Source organism: Microcoleus sp. AR_TQ3_B6 (assembly GCF_036702785.1).
Taxonomy (GTDB): Bacteria; Cyanobacteriota; Cyanobacteriia; order Cyanobacteriales; family Microcoleaceae; genus Microcoleus.
In genome coordinates, this window is the sequence record NZ_JAUBVJ010000024.1 from 59547 (window position 1) to 79418 (window position 19872).

Annotated in this window: 20 protein-coding genes; 16 read left to right on the forward strand and 4 right to left on the reverse strand. The window is 41.9% G+C overall.

Annotated features, from left to right (window positions below):
• Positions 1-19 precede the first annotated feature (19 nt).
• Together QUB56_RS14170 and QUB56_RS14175 are read left to right on the forward strand one after the other, a co-directional pair.
• The gene (locus tag QUB56_RS14170; protein ID WP_332955912.1) at positions 20-502 is read left to right on the forward strand and encodes an SET domain-containing protein-lysine N-methyltransferase; all 483 of its coding nucleotides are present in this window, start codon (positions 20-22) and stop codon (positions 500-502) included.
• Between the two features lie 293 nt (positions 503-795).
• Entirely contained in the window at positions 796-1539 is a 744-nt protein-coding gene (locus QUB56_RS14175) for a HalD/BesD family halogenase (protein WP_332955913.1), read from the forward strand.
• A 275-nt stretch (positions 1540-1814) separates the two neighbouring features.
• Here QUB56_RS14175 and QUB56_RS14180 read toward each other — a convergent pair whose 3' ends face one another.
• Both QUB56_RS14180 and dnaG read right to left on the reverse strand, forming a co-directional pair.
• Positions 1815-2183 carry a hypothetical protein gene (locus QUB56_RS14180; protein WP_332955915.1) on the reverse strand — a complete coding sequence of 123 codons (369 nt, stop codon included), beginning with the start codon at positions 2181-2183 and terminating at the stop codon, positions 1815-1817.
• Positions 2184-2207: 24 nt separating this feature from the next.
• The gene (gene dnaG / locus QUB56_RS14185; RefSeq protein ID WP_332955916.1) at positions 2208-4235 is read right to left on the reverse strand and encodes a DNA primase; all 2028 of its coding nucleotides are present in this window, start codon (positions 4233-4235) and stop codon (positions 2208-2210) included.
• Positions 4236-4563: 328 nt separating this feature from the next.
• Between dnaG and QUB56_RS14190 the strand changes: the two genes are divergently transcribed.
• The 3 genes from QUB56_RS14190 to QUB56_RS14200 all read left to right on the forward strand — a co-directional run bounded on the left by QUB56_RS14190 (position 4564) and on the right by QUB56_RS14200 (position 8060).
• The gene (locus tag QUB56_RS14190; RefSeq protein WP_332955917.1) at positions 4564-5505 is read left to right on the forward strand and encodes an NAD-dependent epimerase/dehydratase family protein; all 942 of its coding nucleotides are present in this window, start codon (positions 4564-4566) and stop codon (positions 5503-5505) included.
• Positions 5506-5621: 116 nt separating this feature from the next.
• Positions 5622-5885, forward strand: coding sequence for a hypothetical protein (locus tag QUB56_RS14195; protein WP_332955918.1), 264 nt, complete (start codon positions 5622-5624; stop codon positions 5883-5885).
• 78 nt (positions 5886-5963) lie between these two features.
• Complete coding sequence (locus tag QUB56_RS14200; protein WP_332955920.1) at positions 5964-8060, forward strand: tetratricopeptide repeat protein; 2097 nt, start codon at positions 5964-5966, stop codon at positions 8058-8060.
• Positions 8061-8145: 85 nt separating this feature from the next.
• Here the strand turns inward: QUB56_RS14200 and QUB56_RS14205 are convergent, their stop codons facing one another.
• Together QUB56_RS14205 and QUB56_RS14210 are read right to left on the reverse strand one after the other, a co-directional pair.
• Positions 8146-8883, reverse strand: coding sequence for a hypothetical protein (locus QUB56_RS14205; RefSeq protein ID WP_332955921.1), 738 nt, complete (start codon positions 8881-8883; stop codon positions 8146-8148).
• On the reverse strand, positions 8880-9206 hold the full coding sequence (locus QUB56_RS14210) for an MgPME-cyclase complex family protein (RefSeq protein WP_332955922.1): 327 nt from the start codon (positions 9204-9206) through the stop codon (positions 8880-8882). The genes QUB56_RS14205 and QUB56_RS14210 overlap by 4 nt, the downstream gene beginning before the upstream one ends.
• 114 nt (positions 9207-9320) lie before the next feature.
• On the opposite strand from QUB56_RS14210, the gene QUB56_RS14215 reads away from it, so the two are divergent.
• From QUB56_RS14215 to QUB56_RS14265, 11 genes are all read left to right on the forward strand, one after another.
• On the forward strand, positions 9321-9527 hold the full coding sequence (locus QUB56_RS14215) for a hypothetical protein (RefSeq protein WP_332955924.1): 207 nt from the start codon (positions 9321-9323) through the stop codon (positions 9525-9527).
• A 61-nt stretch (positions 9528-9588) separates the two neighbouring features.
• Positions 9589-11970, forward strand: coding sequence for a type III-B CRISPR-associated protein Cas10/Cmr2 (gene cas10, locus QUB56_RS14220; protein ID WP_332955925.1), 2382 nt, complete (start codon positions 9589-9591; stop codon positions 11968-11970).
• Positions 11967-12713, forward strand: coding sequence for an RAMP superfamily CRISPR-associated protein (locus tag QUB56_RS14225; protein ID WP_332955926.1), 747 nt, complete (start codon positions 11967-11969; stop codon positions 12711-12713). Before cas10 ends, QUB56_RS14225 begins: the two co-directional genes overlap by 4 nt.
• Positions 12710-13954: a type III-D CRISPR-associated RAMP protein Csx10 gene (gene csx10 / locus QUB56_RS14230; protein ID WP_332955927.1), complete on the forward strand. Its 1245-nt coding sequence runs from the start codon at positions 12710-12712 to the stop codon at positions 13952-13954. Before QUB56_RS14225 ends, csx10 begins: the two co-directional genes overlap by 4 nt.
• 2 nt (positions 13955-13956) lie before the next feature.
• Positions 13957-14466: a hypothetical protein gene (locus tag QUB56_RS14235; RefSeq protein ID WP_332955928.1), complete on the forward strand. Its 510-nt coding sequence runs from the start codon at positions 13957-13959 to the stop codon at positions 14464-14466.
• A gap of 38 nt (positions 14467-14504) precedes the next feature.
• Positions 14505-15650, forward strand: a complete 1146-nt coding sequence (locus tag QUB56_RS14240) for a putative CRISPR-associated protein (RefSeq protein WP_332955930.1) — start codon at positions 14505-14507, stop codon at positions 15648-15650.
• Positions 15651-15821: 171 nt separating this feature from the next.
• Positions 15822-16673 (forward strand): type III CRISPR-associated RAMP protein Csx7, encoded by an 852-nt coding sequence (gene csx7, locus QUB56_RS14245; RefSeq protein WP_332955931.1) that lies wholly within the window; start codon positions 15822-15824, stop codon positions 16671-16673.
• Positions 16674-16701: 28 nt separating this feature from the next.
• Complete coding sequence (locus QUB56_RS14250; protein ID WP_332955932.1) at positions 16702-17322, forward strand: hypothetical protein; 621 nt, start codon at positions 16702-16704, stop codon at positions 17320-17322.
• A gap of 29 nt (positions 17323-17351) precedes the next feature.
• Positions 17352-18314 (forward strand): RAMP superfamily CRISPR-associated protein, encoded by a 963-nt coding sequence (locus QUB56_RS14255; RefSeq protein ID WP_332955933.1) that lies wholly within the window; start codon positions 17352-17354, stop codon positions 18312-18314.
• Entirely contained in the window at positions 18311-18787 is a 477-nt protein-coding gene (locus tag QUB56_RS14260; RefSeq protein ID WP_332955934.1) for a hypothetical protein, read from the forward strand. Before QUB56_RS14255 ends, QUB56_RS14260 begins: the two co-directional genes overlap by 4 nt.
• The gene (locus QUB56_RS14265; protein WP_332955935.1) at positions 18780-19871 is read left to right on the forward strand and encodes an RAMP superfamily CRISPR-associated protein; all 1092 of its coding nucleotides are present in this window, start codon (positions 18780-18782) and stop codon (positions 19869-19871) included. The genes QUB56_RS14260 and QUB56_RS14265 overlap by 8 nt, the downstream gene beginning before the upstream one ends.
• The last annotated feature ends 1 nt before the right edge of the window (position 19872 follow it).

Here is a 19872-nt window from a genome sequence, read left to right on the forward strand (position 1 = left end):
TGTATTAAGAGTGAGGAAAATGGGTTTCGATATTTTCATGCAGCAAACAGAGAAAGGTAGAGGCGTTTTTGCCAGCCGAGGCTTCTGTAAAGGTGAGACTGTGGTGGTTGGACGCCGAGTCGAGATCCTGCCAGAAAGAACTATTCACTCTTTTCAAATGGACTTTGACCTGCATATAGAATTAGATGAACCGGCACAATTGATCAATCATTCTTGTAGCCCAAACACAGGGGTTCGGAATAATCAATTCGGAGCCTACAATTTCGTGGCATTGGTTGATATTCCTTCGGGAAGCGAGATTACATGGGATTACTCTACAACAGAGTACACTTCCATTGACATTCCCAAATGTTGTTGTGGCTCCACCGAATGTCGATCGAAGATCCTTGGATTCAAATTTCTCCCTGACGCAATCAGGAAAAAGTATGGTAATTTTATCGCCGATTACCTCAAGGTAACTAACCCTGAAAGTTTTCCTATGAAGGATTTGGCTATTAAATAAATATAGTGTTTCTCGCTTGAGTGAGAAACATCTCGTTGAGATTTTGTAGGGTAGGTATTGCCCACCCTCATCGAATTGCTTAGACTGCAAAGCTTTGATGGGCAGTACCCACTGCAATGTTTCCAGAATGCCTTCTCTTACAGCACTTTGCGCTGCTAAAAAATCCCGATTATTTTTGGAGAGCCACGAGGTGATTAATTTTTTTGACAAGAGTAGAAGTTTTTTGTGTTATCATTTTTTTTAATCCTTGCAACACAATTTTACAACATAAATTTTATACCTAAGGGGTAATCATGAAACCTTTAATCAACCAATTCATTTTAAATGATGAATACAAACAAACATCGCAGCTTTGCGAATTACGCCATCAGTTTGCTAAAAATCAGTATGTTTATTTACCCAATCTATTTACTCCAACAGTATTTTCTATATTAAGATCGGAGGTTGATAAATTAGAAGAATTTGCTACACATAAAAACTATCAGACTAACGGATTAGAGACGGCTCGTAACATGAAGGTATTTGGTGGGATGAAGGTATTTGAAAAATCTCCTGCACTTAGCATACTTTATACTCATCATGAACTGCGAACCTTACTTAAAGAAATAACTGATGGGCCTATCTATCATAGTACTAATGAAGAAATTGTAGGTGTACATTATCTATTAGAAACTGGTAATACTCATGGATGGCACTTAGATGATTACCCTTTTATATTCATCATGATCTTTTATGCTCCATCAAAAAGTAACGGAGGAACTGTGGAATGTATTCCTAACTGGGTATCTTATGCTCAAAAAATGGGTTATCAGGAAAATGAACCAATAGGGAATTATGTAGAAAAATGTAGAAAAGAACATTTAGTTCAGGAGTATTACCATGCTCCAGGTGACGCCTATTTAATGAGAGCAGATCAAGTATTGCATCGAGTAAGTCCTCTTAAAAAAGAAAATGAGAAGAGGGCTATAGTTGGGTTCGACTATAGTTATACTCTAGAAGTAGTTAATACCGATAGAGTAACCGGATTATATGATTAATAATACTTAACTTCTGGTTCCCAATTTTTTACGAGACAACAGAGTATATTTCCATGGCCATTCCAGAATGTTGTTGTGGCTCGCCCGAATGTCGCTCGGAGCCCCTTGGATTCAAATTTCTGCCTGTCGAAATCAGGAAAGCGTATGGTGAGTTTATTGCCGATTACCTCAAGGTAACTAAGCCTGAAACGGAACTTCCCCCGCGTCCTCTTAAAGTTCCTAGTATTGCCCCCATCAGTAGGGATCTCGGGCTTTAGCCCCTGCCGGATAAATGACTAGAATGTCAGCGGAACCGCCAGCAAATCGAAGGCTTTCTGCTGTAAAGGAGTTGGGGTCCTCAGGTGGAAACTAACTGAAACACCCGCTAGTTTAGGCTGCACTCGATTTTTAGCGATCGTCGATAAATTAGTCACTAACGTCCGAAAACTTTGAACGGGAAACTTCTCCAAAGTACGTTTTGTTGAAGCTTTCCGTTTCGCCGGAGTGGCAGACAAAACCTGGACAATCACCGAACCAGACTCCCAAGGATCTAACCACTCGTCATCCTCGAACAACAACGGTGCTAAGGGCGATCGCATATCCCATCTAATTTTGCTTCCATTCCCATCTTCTGGCTGTTTCGTTCGTACCTGATTTTGGTTCATAACAAGGACTAAAGTCCTTAACTCCTAGAAATTCCCACTCCAAGGTAGGGATGTTAAATCGTAAAAATTAACTTGACGCAGCCGCTCTAATTCCTTGAGCCATTCTTGTTCGGCACAGAATTGTTTGTGATATTCTATAGCCTCTTCGCCACTGCTAGCGGTCTTGGCTTTTTCCCACATATTGAGGGCAATCCGGCGCCGCTTTATACTGATAATTTGCTCGATACAGGCGAGGGCAGATCTAATTACTAGAGGTGCGCGATAAACGTTTCTTTCTGAGAACTCATTTAAGTGAAATAAATGCGATATTTGATTGAGTTGATTGGGATATTCAATGAAGCTATCTTGCAATTTCAATATTAACTCAGAAGGCGCTACTTGTAAAGACATTTTGTGCAATATTTCTGCATTCACAATCTGGTGCCACAAAAATCTGTGGTGAGAAAGGCTAAACTGCACGTCTCTAGCTGCTATTGCTTCTCTGACATCTTGGCGGTATTCGGGACAGTGCAAATAAATCTGCAATAATTGCGCTTCTGCTTCTTCTAAAAGACTGCGGGCTGCTGCAGATAAGCTTGATTTTGAGCTTTGGTTTTCGCCGCTTGCCCGCTGCTTTTTATATTGTTTGTTCGGCTTCAGCTTGTTTCTAATTAACAGGGGCATTGTCAATGATTCGTCTTGACTCTGCCGCTTTGCCCAATCGCTGACTACTTGATTTAGCAAGTTTTCAGCGAGCATTTTTGTGAGTCTGAAATCTCCTTTGCTGAGAATTTCGGCGCTTTTTTGCAAATAATGTGCTAGCTGATTGTCGTCAGTGATATTGGTTAATAATTTTATAATTTTTTTTGTGACTTGCTGGGAAGTATCGGCTTGCTTTAAATCTTGATTGACGAGCATTTGTTGCAGTTGCCAGTCGAGCCACAAGGGAGCATTTTCGAGCAATTCTCGATATTGTTCTGATGAGTATGTTTTGAGGTATTCGTCGGCATCTTTGCCGTCGGGAATGTTGAGCACTCGCAGTTGTACTTCTCCTTGATAAGCGAGTTTTTCTATTTCTCCTATCGCGCGTTCTGCTGCTTGAGTTCCTGCTTTGTCGGCGTCGAAGTTGAGGATAATTTGTTTGGAGTCAGTGTAGCGCAATAACTGCCGCACTTGGTTTAAACTTAAGGCTGTGCCGAGGGAAGCGACGGCGTTGGAGATGCCGGCGGCATGAAGTGCGATCGCGTCAAAATACCCCTCTACAACCACTGCTCGATCGGCTTTGCTAATGGCTGTTTTGGCTGTATCTAAGGCAAATAAAGTTTTGCCTTTATCGAAGAGTTCTGTTTCGGGAGAATTGAGGTATTTCGGCTGTTCGTCGCCGAGAGCTCTGCCGCCGAAACCGATGACTCTGCCTTGGGTATCGCGAATGGGAATCATTATGCGATTGCGGAAGCGATCGTAATAGCCGCTACCTCCTGATTTGCGCGGTACAATTAATCCAGCTTGTTCTACTAATTGCGCCGGATAGTTTTTCTGTTCTACCAAATAAGTGTAAAGTGCTTCCCAACCTTGGGGTGCATAACCTAATTGGAATTTTTGGATAGTTTCTTCGCCCAGCTTGCGCTCTGATTTGAGATATGCTAAGGGTTCTTCTCCTTGGGTTTGCCGCAAAGCGTGTTCGTAAAACTTGGCTGTTAGTGCTGAGATTTCATACAGTTGTTCCCGCAGAGAAATTTGGCGCTGCAATTCTTGTCGGTGTTCGGGTTCGACTGTTTTGACGGGGACTTGATAATTTTTAGCTAATTCTAATACTACTTCGCTGAAAGGGCGTTTCTCCAATTCCATGAGAAACTTAAAAGCATTGCCGCCTGCACCGCAGCCGAAACAATAGTACATTTGTTTGGCTGGGCTGACTGTAAAGCTGGGAGATTTTTCGTCGTGAAAGGGGCACAATCCTACGAATTCTTTGCCGCGTTTTCGCAACACGACGCGCCCGGAAATGACATCTACTATGTCGGCTCTTTGTTTTACTTCTTCGATTGTTTCGGGATGCAGCCGGGGAACTTGCATAGGGCTATTTTAGGCAAATTAAAAGTATAGCGGAAGGAAGAAGGAAGAAGGAAGAAGGAAGAAGGAAGAAGGAAGACAAGCAAGGGTTTTAGCCCTTGAGAAAGTGTTAATCATCTTAGCGATTGCTATATGTTTATTTTGCGCGATCGCACTTTAGTAAAGCCTCCTGACTGACTTTCAGGACTTGCGCACAAAAACTCAAGCGTTGCGGGTTTTTATACCAGGGCTGATGGCTGTCACCATGTTTTTTCCTAAAAAACCCGGTTTTTCCGTAAGGCATAACTTTATTGTAAGATATTTACACTAACTGTAAGGAGCATCGAAAATAATGCGAATTTTAATGATGGGCGGTACTCGGTTTATCGGGGTTTATCTTACTAAGATTTTAGCAGCACAAGGACATGAAGTGGTGTTGTTTAACCGGGGCAACAAGCCTGTACCGGTTTCGGGCGTGAAACAGATTCAGGGCGATCGCACAAATGTCGAACAACTAAAAGAAAAGTTATCGACGGTCGAGTTTGACGCTGTTTTTGACAACAACGGGCGCGAACTCAGCGATACAAAGCCTTTAGCTGAAATATTTAAAGGGCGGGTGCAGCACTTTGTTTACATGAGCTCTGCGGGGGTTTATTTGAAGTCGGATCAAATGCCTCATATTGAAGGGGACGCTACCGATCCTAAAAGCCGGCATTTGGGTAAATGCGAAACCGAAACTTACTTGGCCGAGTCCGGTTTGCCTTGGACTTCGATTCGCCCGACTTACATTTACGGGCCACAAAATTATAACGATTTGGAGGCTTGGTTTTTCGATCGCATTGCGCGCGATCGACCGATTCCGATTCCCGGTAACGGAATGCACTTCACGCAGTTGGGGCACTGTCAGGATTTGGCTAAAGCAATGGCGGCGGTTTTGGGGAACTCTAGGGCGATCGGGCAAATTTACAACGTTTCGGGCGATCGATTTGTCACCTTTGACGGTTTAGCCCGCGCCTGCATTCAAGCGGCAGGCAAATCCCCTGATGCTATTAAGATTGTACACTACGATCCGAAACAATTTGACTTCGGCAAAAAGAAAGCTTTTCCGATGAGATTGCAGCACTTCTTCGCTTCCGTTAATAAAGCTGTCACCGATCTTAACTGGCAACCGGAATTTGACTTACTTTCTGGATTGAAAGATTCTTTTCAGAATGATTATGTAGTTTCGGGGCGGGACAAAGCTGAGATTGATTTTTCAGTCGATGATGAAATTTTGAAATCGGTTCAAAGTTAAGTTAGAGTGGGAGCATCCCAAGGCTAGCAAAAATCTAGAAGCCCACCCTAACCCTCCCCTTAGTAAGGGGAGGGAACAAGAAAGAAAGCAAACAGACTGTCACAGTAAAGTTCGCAATGCGACATTACATCGGCGCCAAAGATAGCTACTTAGAGGTGATAGCAAAACTCAACAACGACACGTCTGTAATTATTGCAATCCAAGTTCTAAACCGGCCGACATTGGACAAGGTAGCTTTGTACAATACAGCAACAACTCATGGAACTAGATTAATGATTGAAGAATTGTACAAGGGATTCCCACCTGTAATTTATTTTATTGAAATCCGGACTCCCCAGTTGTCGCTCGACCAATTAAAAAATTTAGATAAGCCATGTTAGATTTTTATAATGCGGAAGATTTAACATCTTGGTTGGAAGCTAATTCTCCAAAAGACTAGGAAATATTAGGTGAATTTCATGCTTGGAATAACACTCGGCAATCGCTACAGTATTATCCGTCACTTGGGAGGCGGCGGATTTGCTCAAACTTATTTAGCTGAAGATAAGCAGCTACCAGGCAATCACCTCTGCGTTGTCAAGCAGCTTAAACCTCAAGCAACAGATCCCGAAACTCTACAGGTAGCTAGACGTTTATTCGATACCGAAGCACAAGTTTTGTACAAACTGGGAAATCACGATCGCATTCCCCGACTTTTTGCTTTTTTTGAAGAGAATCAAGAGTTTTATCTAGTTCAAGAATTTATAGAAGGTCACGATTTAAGTCAAGAAATTACGCAAGCTTCTCCGGGAACTGCGGGAGTCATGCAGGAAGATGCAGTCATTTGTATATTGCAGGAACTTCTCGAAATTTTAGACTTTGTACACCAGCAAAATGTGATTCACCGCGATGTCAATCCCCGCAATATCCTCCGCAGAGATAGAGACGGCAAATTAGTTTTAATTGACTTCGGCGCAGTCAAAGAAATTACTACTCAAATCAGCAATCCTCAGCCCAAGAATAGCTTGAGTGTCAGCATCGGTACTCCCGGTTATATGCCCAGCGAACAAGCTCACGGCAACCCGAAACTCAGCAGCGATATCTATGCGGCAGGTGCGATCGCAATTCAGTTCCTCACTGGCATAAATCCTCACCAAATGCCAAAAAACCCCGATACAGAGGAAATTTTTTGGCAGGACAAAACATCAGTCAGTCCTGAATTTGCGAAGATTTTAGATAAGATGGTAAAGTACGATTTTCGCCAACGTTATTCTAGTGCCGGTGAAACGCTGCAAGCTATTAAAGAATTGAAAAATTCTGTCAGCGGTACAGTTCCTGTATTGCCTCCGGTTGCTGCTGCGAAGGGGCGGCTCAAATCCCGAAAAAAACTGTATTTTAAAATATTGTCGATCGCCAGTTTAATTGGCATCAGTATTATAGCATCAATTTATGGTGTAAATACTTTTAATGCGGCCAACGCAACTGACCTGTACAACCGAGGCAATACTCTTTACAATTTAAGCCGATTTGAAGAAGCTCTGGCAGCTTACGATCGAGCAATAAGTCTCAGGCCGGACTATGCGGAAGTTTGGCAGGAAAAAGCTAAAACTTTATATGAATTGAAAAAATATCGAGAATCGCAGTCAGCTTATGATAAAGCCATAGAATTAAAGCCGGAATACTTGGAAGCTTGGACGGGACGCGGTTATGCTTTGGAGAAGCTGCAACAGTCTCAAGAGGCGATCGCATCTTTTGATAACGCTTTGAAAATCCAGCCCGACTATGCGGCAGCCTGGGAAGGCAGAGGCGATACTCTGTTAGATTCGCAGCGGTACGAAGAGGCGATCGGCTCCTACGAAAAAGCGGTACAATTTCAGCCTAATTTGGACCGTGCCTGGTACAATCGGGGACAAGCTTACCAAAAATTAAAACAGTACGATCGAGCCGTTGAATCCTATCAAAAAGCAGTTGAAATCAAATTTGATAATTATGAAGCTTGGTACAATGTAGGGAATGTTTTCCTAGAAGTTAACAAAAATCAAGAAGCTTTTGAAGCCTACGAAAAAGCCGTGCGGTTTCAGCCAAATTTTTATCAAGGGTGGTACAGTAAAGGCATCGCTTCGCTGAAAATGCGGAGGCATGAAGAAGCGGTAGAAGCTTACGAAAAAGCTGTTAAATTAAAACCGGATTATTATCAAGCGTGGTATAATTTAGGCTGGTCTTACCACGAATTGCGCAGGTACGAACAAGCAATTGAGTGTTACAGCAGAGCCTTAGATTTAAACCCGGAAGAATATCAAGCGTGGTACAATAGAGGAAATGCTCAGTACAATTTAAAGCGGTACGAAGATGCGCTAGTCTCTTACAATGAAGCTGTCTATGTCAAGCCTGACTACTCGGAAGCCTGGTACAGCCGCGGCAATGCACTGGTGGCGGTAAAAAGATACGAAGATGCGATCGCCTCCTATGACAAAGCAATTCGCTACAAACCGGATTACCCCGCTGCAATGGAAGCAAAAAAGCGGGCAGAAAGTCAGTTAGGAACCAGCCCGCTAGAATCCCAAAAACAACAATAATTGTTATTAGTCCCCCTCTGCTAGGACGAGAGGCAAGTGTAGTAGCGATTTCAAGATCCGAACGATCCTGGGGGTAGGTTATCTTTTAGCGAACAGCGGGAGAAATTACGGTAACTCGGCGGCTGTCTACTAACATCGGCCAAAAACCTCGATCGCTCAATGTTTTTACAGCAGCAGTAGCGGCGTTTTGATCCGTTGTATGAGCGACGAATAAAAAGGGACGCTGGCCGTAGGAAGCTAAGCCTACTTGCGTGCCTAATGCTTGCCTGACTTGGGCGGCTAATTCCGGTTGGTTGAAGTAATCTACTAACACTGCATAACCAGGGCCCAGGGGTCGCGGATTGAAGGCAAGATTGCCGCTGGGAGAATTGGTGATTGGTTCAGAATCCGGCGCTGGCTGAGGGTTGTAGACTGGCAAATTTTGGGGTAGCGCGGCTGCGGGCGATCGTACTACGTAAGCTTGCAATCCGACAACATCTTCGATGTATTTAACCCAATCGCTGGCGATTTGCGAGTCGCGAAAGCCGCCAACTCGCGTCACCGTGTCGTTGATGTACCGACAAACTGTGTTGTTAGTATTTCCCGGGAAAGAGCGTTTTGCTCTTTCTTGCTGTTCGGGTGTTGGGGTGACAATTAACAGTAGATATTCATCGGACTGGGGCGGTTGGCAGCTCGACTCAGCTTTAACAGAATTCGAGAAAATTGTCAAGGCAAAAATGGCGATCGAAGTAGCAGAAAATAGGGGTAGAGACAAAATAAATTTGTACAATTGACTCCTAATTTCTGTGAGTCGTTTTGTCGGATTTTTGGCAAGTTTATTCATGCTGTCTGTAGGGATGCAAGGGCATCGGGAATAGTTGGTGATGGTGCTTGAAATTCACCTGTCAGTACATATTCTAATCGCAGTTTCAACCAAGTGATGAAGACTCGATCGGTAGAAATAATAGCGGCGGCTGGCTGAGGGCATTTTGCTTTAACTTCGGCCATTGTCGGTGCTTCTAGGAAAGCGGGCTGTTTGACCAACCAGAAGTCTATTTCTTTTTCTTGTTCGTTGTAGTTGCGAGTTCTTTCTTTAAACACTTCATCTAGGGGTTCTTCTTCTAGCAAAAAGCGTTGGCTGGCTAAAATGTAGTAGTAGGTTTGCATTTTTCTCGGTTGTTAGGGGTTGACGGTTAGCGGTTAATGCCGCCTGTATCTGCCAGTTTTGCTGGTCAGGGGCGGGTTTGCCGAGTTGCGGTTGTTGGAGAGTTCTAGACTCTTGTGCCGTTTACTTTACCTTATTTGCTGTCATCTTGGGTAGATGCTGAGCAAGTCGCCTCAGAAAAATCTTTGGTGGTGAGAGTTGGGGGAGTTGTGAGAGTTGCGAGAGTTGCTGGTTGTTTGGGGATTTGGGCGATTATTTTTCGGGCTGGTGATTTTCGGGAAAATTTAGGTGACAATAGGAAATTAGATGGAATTGCACGTTGAATAATTACCAATTATTGAGGCAATCAGAGGGCTGTTAAACCTGATTGGGAGTGGTTTGCATATGAAAAGTTGTTGGAGTGCGATCGCGACTGGTATTGCTTGGTGTCTGGCTTGGGGCGATCGACGCAAACCTCAATTTGAGATCGGCGTGTTGCAGGAAATGCGACAGGCTTTGAATTCAGGGCAGGAAGTGCCGGAGGATGTGAGGGAAATTGTCGATCGGGTTCGGGAACTAGAAAAACTTGAGTTTCCGAATTCGAGCGGTGAGTTAAAGCAGTTAAGCGAACAGCATCCTCAGCTTTGGAACTCCCGGATCGGCTTAGTTTACGGCGGTGCGACCAAAATCAAGCAATATGTGTTTGACTCATCAAAAATTCAGGATGTGCGCGGTGGCTCGGCCTTATTGGACAGAATAAACCTAGTTGACTTACCTGCTTTTTTTAATAAAAATCCTCAGTTATCCCAATACACAATTCAGTGCCAAGAAATCCGAAGATGGCTCGATCGGACAATTCCCAGCCAGCCAAAACTCTCAGAAGCACTGATTCCCGAACTCATTATTTATTCAACAGGTGGCAATATTCTGGCATTTTGTCCGGCGGCATTTGTTGACGACTTGGCTGATGCCATTGAAAAACGCTACACAGAAGAAACTTTAACTGCCAATTCCTGTGCCGTAGGAGAGAAATTTAAACTCTTAGAAATTCGCTTTGGGTTGCTACGAGAACCCATTGAAAATACACTTTGGCTAGATTGGTATCGTCAGCACTATCAAAAACCGCTGGTTCAAGCTTACTTTGGTAATTTGGCTAAAAATCTAGAGAAGAGTAAAACTGAACGGTGTACTGAAGAGCCTATATCCGTTGAAGATGCTTTTGCAAATAGAAAGAGCTTTAATGAAATAACAACCAAATTGGCAGTTCTCTTTAATCAACGGCGGAGCGGCAATGATTTTTCTAATCGTCCCAGTCGCCGCTATCCGCCGATGTTTGAAACACATCCTTACTTGATGCGAGATGGAAATGAACGCCGTTCAGCAGTAACCATCGTGCAACCACCAGAGTTACCAAGAGAAACCAACTTTTCTGAAACTTCTGCTCGTAAGCATTTAGTTGGTTACAGAGCAAAAAAAGGTTCGCCTCAAGTTCCTGAATGGTACACAAACTCTCAATTGGAGTGGCGAAGTATTAGAGTTGAAGGTTGGGTAGATAGATTCAATAGCTTTCTGAGAAAAAATCCCAGTCTAAAACAGAAATACTATGGAGGTTTGAAATCCGATAACGTTGAAATTGCCGAAAACCTCAGCCATATTGGGAATGCGAGTAAAAATTTTATTGCCTATATCTATGCTGATGGCAATAATATGGGTGGCTATATTCAAAATATTCGCACTCCCCAAAAATATCAAGAGTTTAGTAAAGATGTAGAATTAGCAACGGAGTATGCTGTTTACCAAGCATTAGCAGAGAGTTTGCATCCTCATGAATTGCAAAATTTTACCGATGAAGATTCTACACTCACTAACGGCGATTTAGTCCATCCTTTTGAAATCATTACCATTGGTGGGGATGATATTTTCTTGATTGTTCCAGCAGATAAAGCATTGGCGATCGCCCAAACTATCGGACAACGATTTGAAAAAATATTGCTAAAACAACAGCCATTGGTAGAAAATTCAACAGCCACAGAACAAATCAAGGGAGACTATCAGATTCAGGGATCTAATAAACCTATCGACCCGAAAAAAATCCACCGCTACAAACCTACAGAAGCTCCTCTTTCTCAATGCCAACTCAGTACCTCAAGTGGCGTACTAATTACAGCTTATGATACCCCCATCTATTATGCCAAAGATTTTATCGATCAATTACTGAAATCAGCAAAAGAACGAGCCAAAAAATTAAAAAGCGCCGGATACTATGGCGGAACCGTAGATTTTATGGTAATGAAATCTGTTACCATGATTTCTTCGGATGTAAAAGTATTTCGCAAGGAGGCATTGTTCAAGAAACTGAAACCCAACCTCAAGCTTTATGCTGCGCCCTATACATTACATGAATTAGGAGGATTACTAAGCTCAATAGAAGCCTTAAACAAGGCTAAATTTCCCAAGTCGCAACTTTACCAAATTAGGAGTTTATTAGAGCGTGGGAAACACACAGCTATTCTTAATTACCGCTACTTCCGCACGCGACTGCAGCAAGGAAAATCAGAACTGGAAAAACATTTTGAAGAAGCTTGGTGTCAACCAAAAGATCCAACTAACCCTGGCAATTTAGCTCCTTGGATGTATGATGATGGGTCGCTTGAGACTGACAAGTCAGACTATCCACTTTTTGAAACCATTTGGCGAGACATGGTAGATTTATATGATTTTATTGCTGCCTCTGAAGATGACGTGGTGTTAGAATCAGAGCTAGCGACCAGGGAGGTTGAATCATGATTTTTCTCGATGAAATATCCAACTCCAGCCTCACATCCTATGAAATTACCGCTGTAATTGACTCTGCTTTGTGTGTCGGTGCGGGTGGTTCTTCAGGTTCGCTAGCTGATAAACCAATTGTTCGCAACTCAGAAAGAAATTTAGTGATTCCTGGTTCTCAAATTAAAGGGCGTTTGCGTCACGAGTGTGAAAAAATTGCTAGAGGTTTGCATTGGGCAGTTTGTTATTCTCCCAACCCTCAAACCATGTGTCCTCAAAGAGCAGGTTTAACAGAAAACTTCGATCGCCCGGAATATCATGTATCAGGTTACGAGGGGAAGCATTGCCTAATTTGTAAAATATTCGGCAATCCAGTTTTGCGTTCTCGCATCTTATTTGATGACTTAATCTGTATGGAAGACCCAGAAAACTTACCAGAAATATTGCGTCCAGGTGTCACACTCAATCGTCGTCGTCGCGTTGCTGAAGAGCAAAAACTTTACTTCCTAGAAACCTCGCCAGCAAATACCCAACTTAAGTTTACAGGACAAATCCACCTATCTGATGCGCCACAGAATGCTAATGCACCAGATAATGCTAATGAACCCGATTATGCAGGAGCATTAATATTAACTGGATTGAGACATATTCATGCTTTAGGTGGTAGTAAATCAGCAGGTTTGGGATGGCTGCATTGGGAATTTCCTAACTTACCCTTGAAAGAAACCGCGTGGGATTTTCTCGCAAAAGGAGAGGGAGAATGAAAAAGATTAATTTAGAAATTAAAGCATTGTCTCCTTTGGCGATCGGGAGACAGAAACCAGGCGGCTCAATTAGTGAAGCAGAGAGTTACATTCCCGGTACTGTGATTCGAGGAGCAATAGCAGCTTACATACTGAAACGCGCTAATACACCCATTACTGCTAGCGACAATTTTCACAGTTTGTTTTTGGGCGATAATCCAGCTATTTTCCAAAATGCTTATCCTGCAACTCTGAATATTGATGATGATATTGTCATTGGGAATGATATCAGGATATTACCCGTTACTGCACTCAGTTCCAAAACTCAGCCTGGATTTATGCCAGAAAAAAATGGTGTTTTTGATACACTAATCGATCGCTTCTGTGCTGAAGGCTTCGGTCAGCTTTACGATCCAAATTGTCCGGCGGATGGCGATCGAGTTGACGCATTCACTGGCTTTTACAGCGAATTTAATGAAGACTACTATAGTCCTTCTGCAAGTACCCGTCTATTAACACGAGTCGGCATTAATCGCCGCCGAGCAACATCAGAAGAAAAGGTACTTTACAGTATTGAAGTTCTGAATGAGTCTAAGGGTAAAGGTAATAAAGAAAAACCTGTTGTCTATTCTGGGGCGATCGTAGTCGTTGATGAACTCGCAAACTCCCTACAAAACTTTATCAATAATCACCAGGAGGATCTGCGATTAGGAGGCTCAACTTCACGGGGATTAGGGCGAGTTAAAATTACAGCTAAGTCACCTGTAGAGGGAAAAGCTGTTAAGCCATTGGTAGAAGAGCGAGTCAAGGAGTTTCAGGATAAATTGCATCAGCGATGGGATGAATGGAAGAGAATTTATAACCAACCTTTAGAAGATTTACTACAAAATCGCACTTATTTCACTATCGATCTACAATCTGATGCTATCTTAAGAGAAAAGTGGCGACGCACTACTGTTATTTCAGAAGATATGCTCCAGCAGTTTGCCGGAGTGGCTGATTTATCTCTAAAATTGCACGCTGCTTACAGCAGTTATGACTATTTATCTGGTTGGAATTCTGCATGGGGGTTGATGAAAGATGTGGAATTGATTACAAATAAGGGAGGTGTTTATCTATTCAGTACCAATCAACCCAATTTATGGATGGATAAATTGAAGGATTTGGAAGTGAATGGAGTAGGCGATCGCACAGAGGAAGGTTTTGGTCAAATACGTGTTTGTGATGAATTTCATTTAATTCTTCGTGAGGATGCTGTCTAAAAATGGATAAACTTATAGATATCTTCTTAACAGAACAATTAGCGTTAAGACTTGAACGGGAAATTAGCAACCAAATGGATGAGGTGATAGGTAACAAAGTAAAACCGATATCTCAAAAATTTTCAATAGCCAGCAAAGATAAAAAATCTCCATTTAGAAATGTTCTTGCTGTTGCTACTGATTCTAGCTCATCGCTTGAGGTTATCAAAAACTATATACGTTATCAAGTCGGGCGTAAAGAGTCTAGTCCAATTTGGAAAACTTCCCAAAATAGCGAACTATTTGCTCAAGCAGTAGTTAATGACTTACAGAATTTGAGTCAAGATGCTCAAGAAATTGTGCAACGACTCAGAAGGGCTATTCCAAAAGGTAATTCTTTGGAACCTTATTTGGAAGATAATCAAAATAGAGAGAAGATCAAAAAAGATATTCACCTTAAACTTGCCCAGCTATACTTAGGCTATCTGGCAAGAGAACATACAGCTTCAGTCGGTGAAAGTAAGTTAAAATAAATATCAACATCGAACAAGTATCAAACAGGAGACAAATTATGAATCGTCTAGTTATTTCAACTGTTGGCACGAGTTTACTAATCAATCAAATTAGTGATAGACGCGATCCTAAAGGTTGGGAGGATATGTTACAACAAACGGCTAATCTTACTCAAGAACAGATTAATCAATCTGCTCCTGAAGTTGTAGACATAATTAAAACTTTGAAGCAGAGAGCTGAAAAAAAGCTCAATGATGGCAATACCCTAGAGATTAGAGAGGCTAGCGCTGAATTGAATGGTATTTATGGATTGTACGAGGAGCAACTAGAGAAGGGTAGGCTAGACACTCACTACTTGGTGACTACAGATACAGCGCAAGGTCAAATTACTGCAAATATCATAAAAGAATTTCTAAAAACAAAAGTAAATTTTGTAGATATAATTACGCCGGAAAAACTTTCAACCGCAAGCACTAAAAGTTTTCATCAGGGAATTGATGATTTAATTGACTGGGTTGATAAAAAAGTCAAAAATTTTCCCAAACCCAAATATGATATCTATTTCAATTTGGTAGGTGGTTTTAAAGCTTTACAAGGATGTATGAACACAATCGGTATGTTTTATGCCGATAAAATTACCTATGTTTTTGAAGGCCAATCCTCAAAACTAATTACCATACCGCGCCTACCAATTACAGTGGATACTAATATTCTTAAAAACCATGCAGTTACTTTAGCCTTACTTGAGGCTGGTGCTAGCTTGTCACCTGAAAAAACGACAACTGTTCCGGAAGCAATGGTTGCAGAAAGAGATGGACAAATGACTATTTCTAACTGGGGACAACTTATCTGGAAGAAATATGGAGATGATTTTTTATCGCAAGACTTATTAGATTTCCCTAGAATATCTTACGCAGGTGATTTTAGAGGAGAGTATAAAAAAATTAAAGATGTAAATGATAAAGTTCGGATACAAAAAACTATTGCTAAAGTTTCAAGGATACTAGAAGAATCTAATGGTAATACTAGAGAAGTTGGTAAACAAGTTGAGTATTATCCATATCAAGGAGCCAAAGATAAAGAAGGAGTTGACCATTTTTATGTAGGAAAACAGTTCCGAATTAGTTGTAAAATCCAAAATGGAATTTTAAAGCTACGACATTATGGAACTCATAAGTATGTAGAGGGAAAAGAAACCACTTAATAAGAGTAAAAAGTATGTTTTACACCTTCAAATACCGCCTATAACTAACAGGAACCCTCACACCGTCACCGCACTCCGCTTTTGACTTCTTTGAAAAATATACTACAGCTATCCGTACAAGATGTGTTTGGCTGGTTAATTGTGAATTAATTTAATTCCTCGGGTAAGTTTATGTTTGACACTTTCAAAAATCGACTGGAAATCACAGGTACACTCACAACAGTAACCGCATTGCGGATTAGTAAAGGTCGATCGACCGAACCAATTGGCTCTGATTTACCTGTAATTAAAGATGCTTTGGGCAGACCCTTAATTCCCGGTTCAAGCTTTAAAGGTTCTCTCCGATCGCGCTTAGAGAGCTTCCTCCGAGGTATCGACCCAAATCTAGCCGAAGATCCGGCTAACTACACAAGTTCAACTAGAAACAATCAAGTCAAAGATTTAAAAGTAAAATACCAAAATGATGACTTGAATTTAACACAAGAACTGCTCGACATAACAGACGATATTGGCAGTTTATTTGGCACTCCTTGGATGGCGAGCAAATTTCAAGTACGCGACTTAACCGTACAACCCGATGCGTGGTTCGGACAATATCAAGAACGAGATGGAGTAGCCATTGACAGAGACACAGAAACCGCCGCAGACGGAAAACTTTACGACTACCAAGTTGTCCCCGCCGCAACTCCCTTTGATTTTAAAGCAGTAGTTGAAAATGCTCAGGATTGGGAATTAGGTTTATTAATGATTGGTTTGCATCAATTTGAAACAGAACAAATTCCTCTCGGAGGCGGGCGATCGCGCGGTTTAGGAGTGGTTAAACTAGAAATTGATAAGATGCGCTGGATTGATGTTGAAGACCATCCCGAATTTTTGTTAGAATACTTAAAAAAGTTAGTCATGGGAGATGAAACGGCTTATGAAGATGCGGCAGATTATAAAGATGAGTGGGTACAAAAGCTGATCGATCGACTGAACAATAACATTTCTCAATCATCCCCAAATCAAACAGCTCAAGGCTAAAACTAAACATCCCACACAGGAGGTCAATATGAGTTTCAGCAATTATAAAGATATCGGTGAAGTTCTCAAAGAGTTTCAGATTACTTATACAGAAGCTAATTTCATGGGAGAAACTGAATTTAATATCCCTGAGTATTTTAGGGAAGACTTAGCATTTATGATGCGAGAAGCAGTTGTGGACAATTCAGAGTTTGCTGTGTGCGAAAATTTGATATATCCAGTTATCAAAGAAGTCTGGAAATCTTATTATAGTAAGTTTGTTCTCTGGAGCCATAGATCTCTTACCTACGACCTGAATCTGTCTGGTTTTCCTGAATATATTTTGGCTAAACGCTCTCCTTTGGGAAAATTCGTGTTTGAAAAACCTTATTTTCTGTTAGTTGAGGCTAAGCAAGATAAATTCGACGAAGGGTGGGCGCAGTGTTTAGCTGAGATGATTGCAGCACAGCGGTTAAATGGCGATTTGCAGGTAACAATATTTGGGATTGTTTCTAATGGAAAAGGATGGGAGTTTGGCAAACTTGAAAATCAGAATTTTATGCACAATCAAGCTTTCTACACTATTCAGGAAATCGATCGCCTATTTGCTCTTGTCAACTATGTTTTTCAGCAATGCGAAATTCAGCTTGATGAGTTAGTAGCTGCTTAATTTCTAACTATCTCTTAAATTACTCACCCATGCACAAACGACTTGTCAATCATTGCACGATCGCCCTCACTATAATTCCCGACGGCCCAATTCTCATCAAATCCGGCAAAGAAGGAGCCGATCCAACTAAACCGGATATGGAGTTTGTCGAGACTTACCATGCAGGAGGGAAGTCAATTTATCTACCGGGAAGCAGTTTAAAAGGTGCTATTCGCGCTCATGCTGAGAGAATTGTCAGAACCCTAGGAAGAGATAGTAATCCTAACGATCCGAAAGTTCTCTGGGCTAACGATCCATTGAATGACAAGCATGATTACTTGAAAGATAAATCATCCAGCGATATTTACAAGTTCTCTTCTTTTACCGATCGCATTTTCGGCAACACTTCAATTGCTAGCAGACTTAGAATAGAAGATGCTCACCCAATTGATAAGAAACAGCTCAAAATTCAAGAACGCAATGGAGTCGCGATCGATCGCGTTTTCGGCTCTACGATACCAGGAGCATTATTCAACTACCAAGTCTGCACCGCCGGAGAATTTCGCACTAAAATACATCTCAAAAACTTTTCCTTAGCACAATTAGGCTTAATTGGCTTAGTTTTGCGAGACTTAAATGATGGCTGGTTTGGAATCGGTTTTGCCAAATCTCGCGGTTTGGGGACGGTGACAGTCAAATATAACGAAGCCGTAGTTCAATATCCCGGTTGTCAATTAGATCGAGATAATCGCCAAATTCAACAAATAGTCAAACCCGGTCGATGGGGACACGCTTTTTTGCTGGGTGCAGGAGAATTTTTAGACACTGAAGAAGCCGCAAATTATGGCTTTTCTAAACCCGATCGCGAACAAACTCCAATTGCTGCTGAACCGATGGATTTAGGTTTTGGAGTGCAGCTAAAATGGCAAGGCGACGGTGAAACTGGTGTGCCCAATTTATTTAAATGTGCGGTTCAGGCTTGGAGTGAATTTTTAAGAGGGGCCGCAGCATGACAGGATATGTTGGTTTTAAACAAGTTTCATCATCAGCAGAACTTAAGAATTTGCTAGATAAATTAGCAACTGATAAAAGTTATTATTTTGTGCGATCGCCCCACGCAGTCAGCGGCATTTGCATGAAATTGCCCGATGAGTTTTTCCCCGGTTTTGAAGGGCAAATGTTTAATGCCGATCGCGAATTGCGCTGGAAAAAGCAGGGAAGTGCATATCAAGCGTTAGTGCTGAGTCGAGTTGAAGCCGATTTAGAAGGATTTGAGCCGATCGGTGACAATTGGGAATGCTGCGATCGCGCTGCTTACTTTCACGGCATTGACGAAACTAAATTCCCTAAAAGCTTTATTTATAAGGGAGAAAATGATGAAAAACTTGACTTTAACAATATTAGCATAGGTCAGCGATACTTTCAAGAAAAAAGAACTGCTACCGTTCATTTTGTCGCCCTCACTGTCAGGAGTATAAATGACTAATAATCCCCCGCCAAAGCCCCGACGTTCTACACCGCCGCCAAGTAGTCCGGTTTCTAATAATAATCCCGCTGAAATTGGAGGATCTAAACCTTATAAATTAATTAGTTTCCCCAAGGAACGACCGCCAAAAAATCCTCCGGCCGGACATCACCAATATTTGGGCGATCGCCTGCACGGAACTTTGTTTCTAACTTTGAAAGTACAGACTACTTTGCACGTCTCTACAGGCGTAGTTGTCATGGGTAGCGACATAGGCAGCCGCGTCCCTTTAATCAAAACAATGGTTCAAAATATTGACCAAAAGTTATCAATTCAAGGTAGTTCTCTCAAAGGCTGCATCCGGTCAGCATACGAAGCCATTACTATAAGTTGCATCTGTAAAACAAAAGCAGATAGAAACACAATTCCCGATGGATATTCCGAATGTAAACTAGACCGAAAAAAAAACATAGTTAAAATTTGTCCTGCCTGTCAAGTATTCGGTGCCTTAGATTGGCAAGGGCTAATTGAATTCAGCGATGCTAAATGCCAAAATACGGGCTTTGCTACGGGATTTATGCCCTCTTTATATCGTCCCCGTCCCGATCAAAGACGAGCATATTTTGACGCAAGAGGCAAGGTAGCAGGGCGCAAATTTTACTATCACACAATTCGGGCGATCGACAAAGGTCAAAATCAAGGAATTACCGTTCAGCAAGCGGCTAAAGAGTATACTTTCAAAACACAGATACAATTCAAAAACTTAACAGCAGCAGAGTTAGGAACGCTTTTGATTGTGTTGGGGCAAGATCCAAAATATGCGATCGCCCTCAAGGTAGGCGGCGGGAAGCCGATCGGCATGGGAACAATGACTGTGGAGGTAACAGCGGCAAGGGTGTTGCAGAATAAGGGAGATTTGCGCGATCGCTATTCCTCCTACAATCCTCCTGAATCTGACAGCATGACTGGCACAAAATTGCAACAATTTATGCAAAAAAATATTCAAGCTGCTCATTCTAGCTTAGTGCAAGCAAATCAATTGCAACAACTAGCTGAAGTATTGAAATATCCGACCGATCGGGAACCTCCAACAGGAATGTATTAAA

Excerpts from the sequence above, each read along its gene's own strand:
- cas10 (WP_332955925.1), top strand. The coding sequence starts at position 9,589 with ATGAAAAGTTGTTGGAGTGCGATCGCGACTGGTATTGCTTGGTGTCTG.
- QUB56_RS14260 (WP_332955934.1), top strand. The coding sequence starts at position 18,311 with ATGACAGGATATGTTGGTTTTAAACAAGTTTCATCATCAGCAGAACTT.
- dnaG (WP_332955916.1), bottom strand. The coding sequence starts at position 4,235 with ATGCAAGTTCCCCGGCTGCATCCCGAAACAATCGAAGAAGTAAAACAA.
- QUB56_RS14190 (WP_332955917.1), top strand. The coding sequence starts at position 4,564 with ATGCGAATTTTAATGATGGGCGGTACTCGGTTTATCGGGGTTTATCTT.
- csx10 (WP_332955927.1), top strand. The coding sequence starts at position 12,710 with ATGAAAAAGATTAATTTAGAAATTAAAGCATTGTCTCCTTTGGCGATC.
- QUB56_RS14205 (WP_332955921.1), bottom strand. The coding sequence starts at position 8,883 with ATGAATAAACTTGCCAAAAATCCGACAAAACGACTCACAGAAATTAGG.
- QUB56_RS14170 (WP_332955912.1), top strand. The coding sequence starts at position 20 with ATGGGTTTCGATATTTTCATGCAGCAAACAGAGAAAGGTAGAGGCGTT.
- QUB56_RS14265 (WP_332955935.1), top strand. The coding sequence starts at position 18,780 with ATGACTAATAATCCCCCGCCAAAGCCCCGACGTTCTACACCGCCGCCA.
- QUB56_RS14240 (WP_332955930.1), top strand. The coding sequence starts at position 14,505 with ATGAATCGTCTAGTTATTTCAACTGTTGGCACGAGTTTACTAATCAAT.
- QUB56_RS14235 (WP_332955928.1), top strand. The coding sequence starts at position 13,957 with ATGGATAAACTTATAGATATCTTCTTAACAGAACAATTAGCGTTAAGA.
- QUB56_RS14255 (WP_332955933.1), top strand. The coding sequence starts at position 17,352 with ATGCACAAACGACTTGTCAATCATTGCACGATCGCCCTCACTATAATT.
- QUB56_RS14175 (WP_332955913.1), top strand. The coding sequence starts at position 796 with ATGAAACCTTTAATCAACCAATTCATTTTAAATGATGAATACAAACAA.
- QUB56_RS14210 (WP_332955922.1), bottom strand. The coding sequence starts at position 9,206 with ATGCAAACCTACTACTACATTTTAGCCAGCCAACGCTTTTTGCTAGAA.
- QUB56_RS14250 (WP_332955932.1), top strand. The coding sequence starts at position 16,702 with ATGAGTTTCAGCAATTATAAAGATATCGGTGAAGTTCTCAAAGAGTTT.
- QUB56_RS14180 (WP_332955915.1), bottom strand. The coding sequence starts at position 2,183 with ATGAACCAAAATCAGGTACGAACGAAACAGCCAGAAGATGGGAATGGA.
- QUB56_RS14200 (WP_332955920.1), top strand. The coding sequence starts at position 5,964 with ATGCTTGGAATAACACTCGGCAATCGCTACAGTATTATCCGTCACTTG.
- QUB56_RS14195 (WP_332955918.1), top strand. The coding sequence starts at position 5,622 with ATGCGACATTACATCGGCGCCAAAGATAGCTACTTAGAGGTGATAGCA.
- QUB56_RS14225 (WP_332955926.1), top strand. The coding sequence starts at position 11,967 with ATGATTTTTCTCGATGAAATATCCAACTCCAGCCTCACATCCTATGAA.
- csx7 (WP_332955931.1), top strand. The coding sequence starts at position 15,822 with ATGTTTGACACTTTCAAAAATCGACTGGAAATCACAGGTACACTCACA.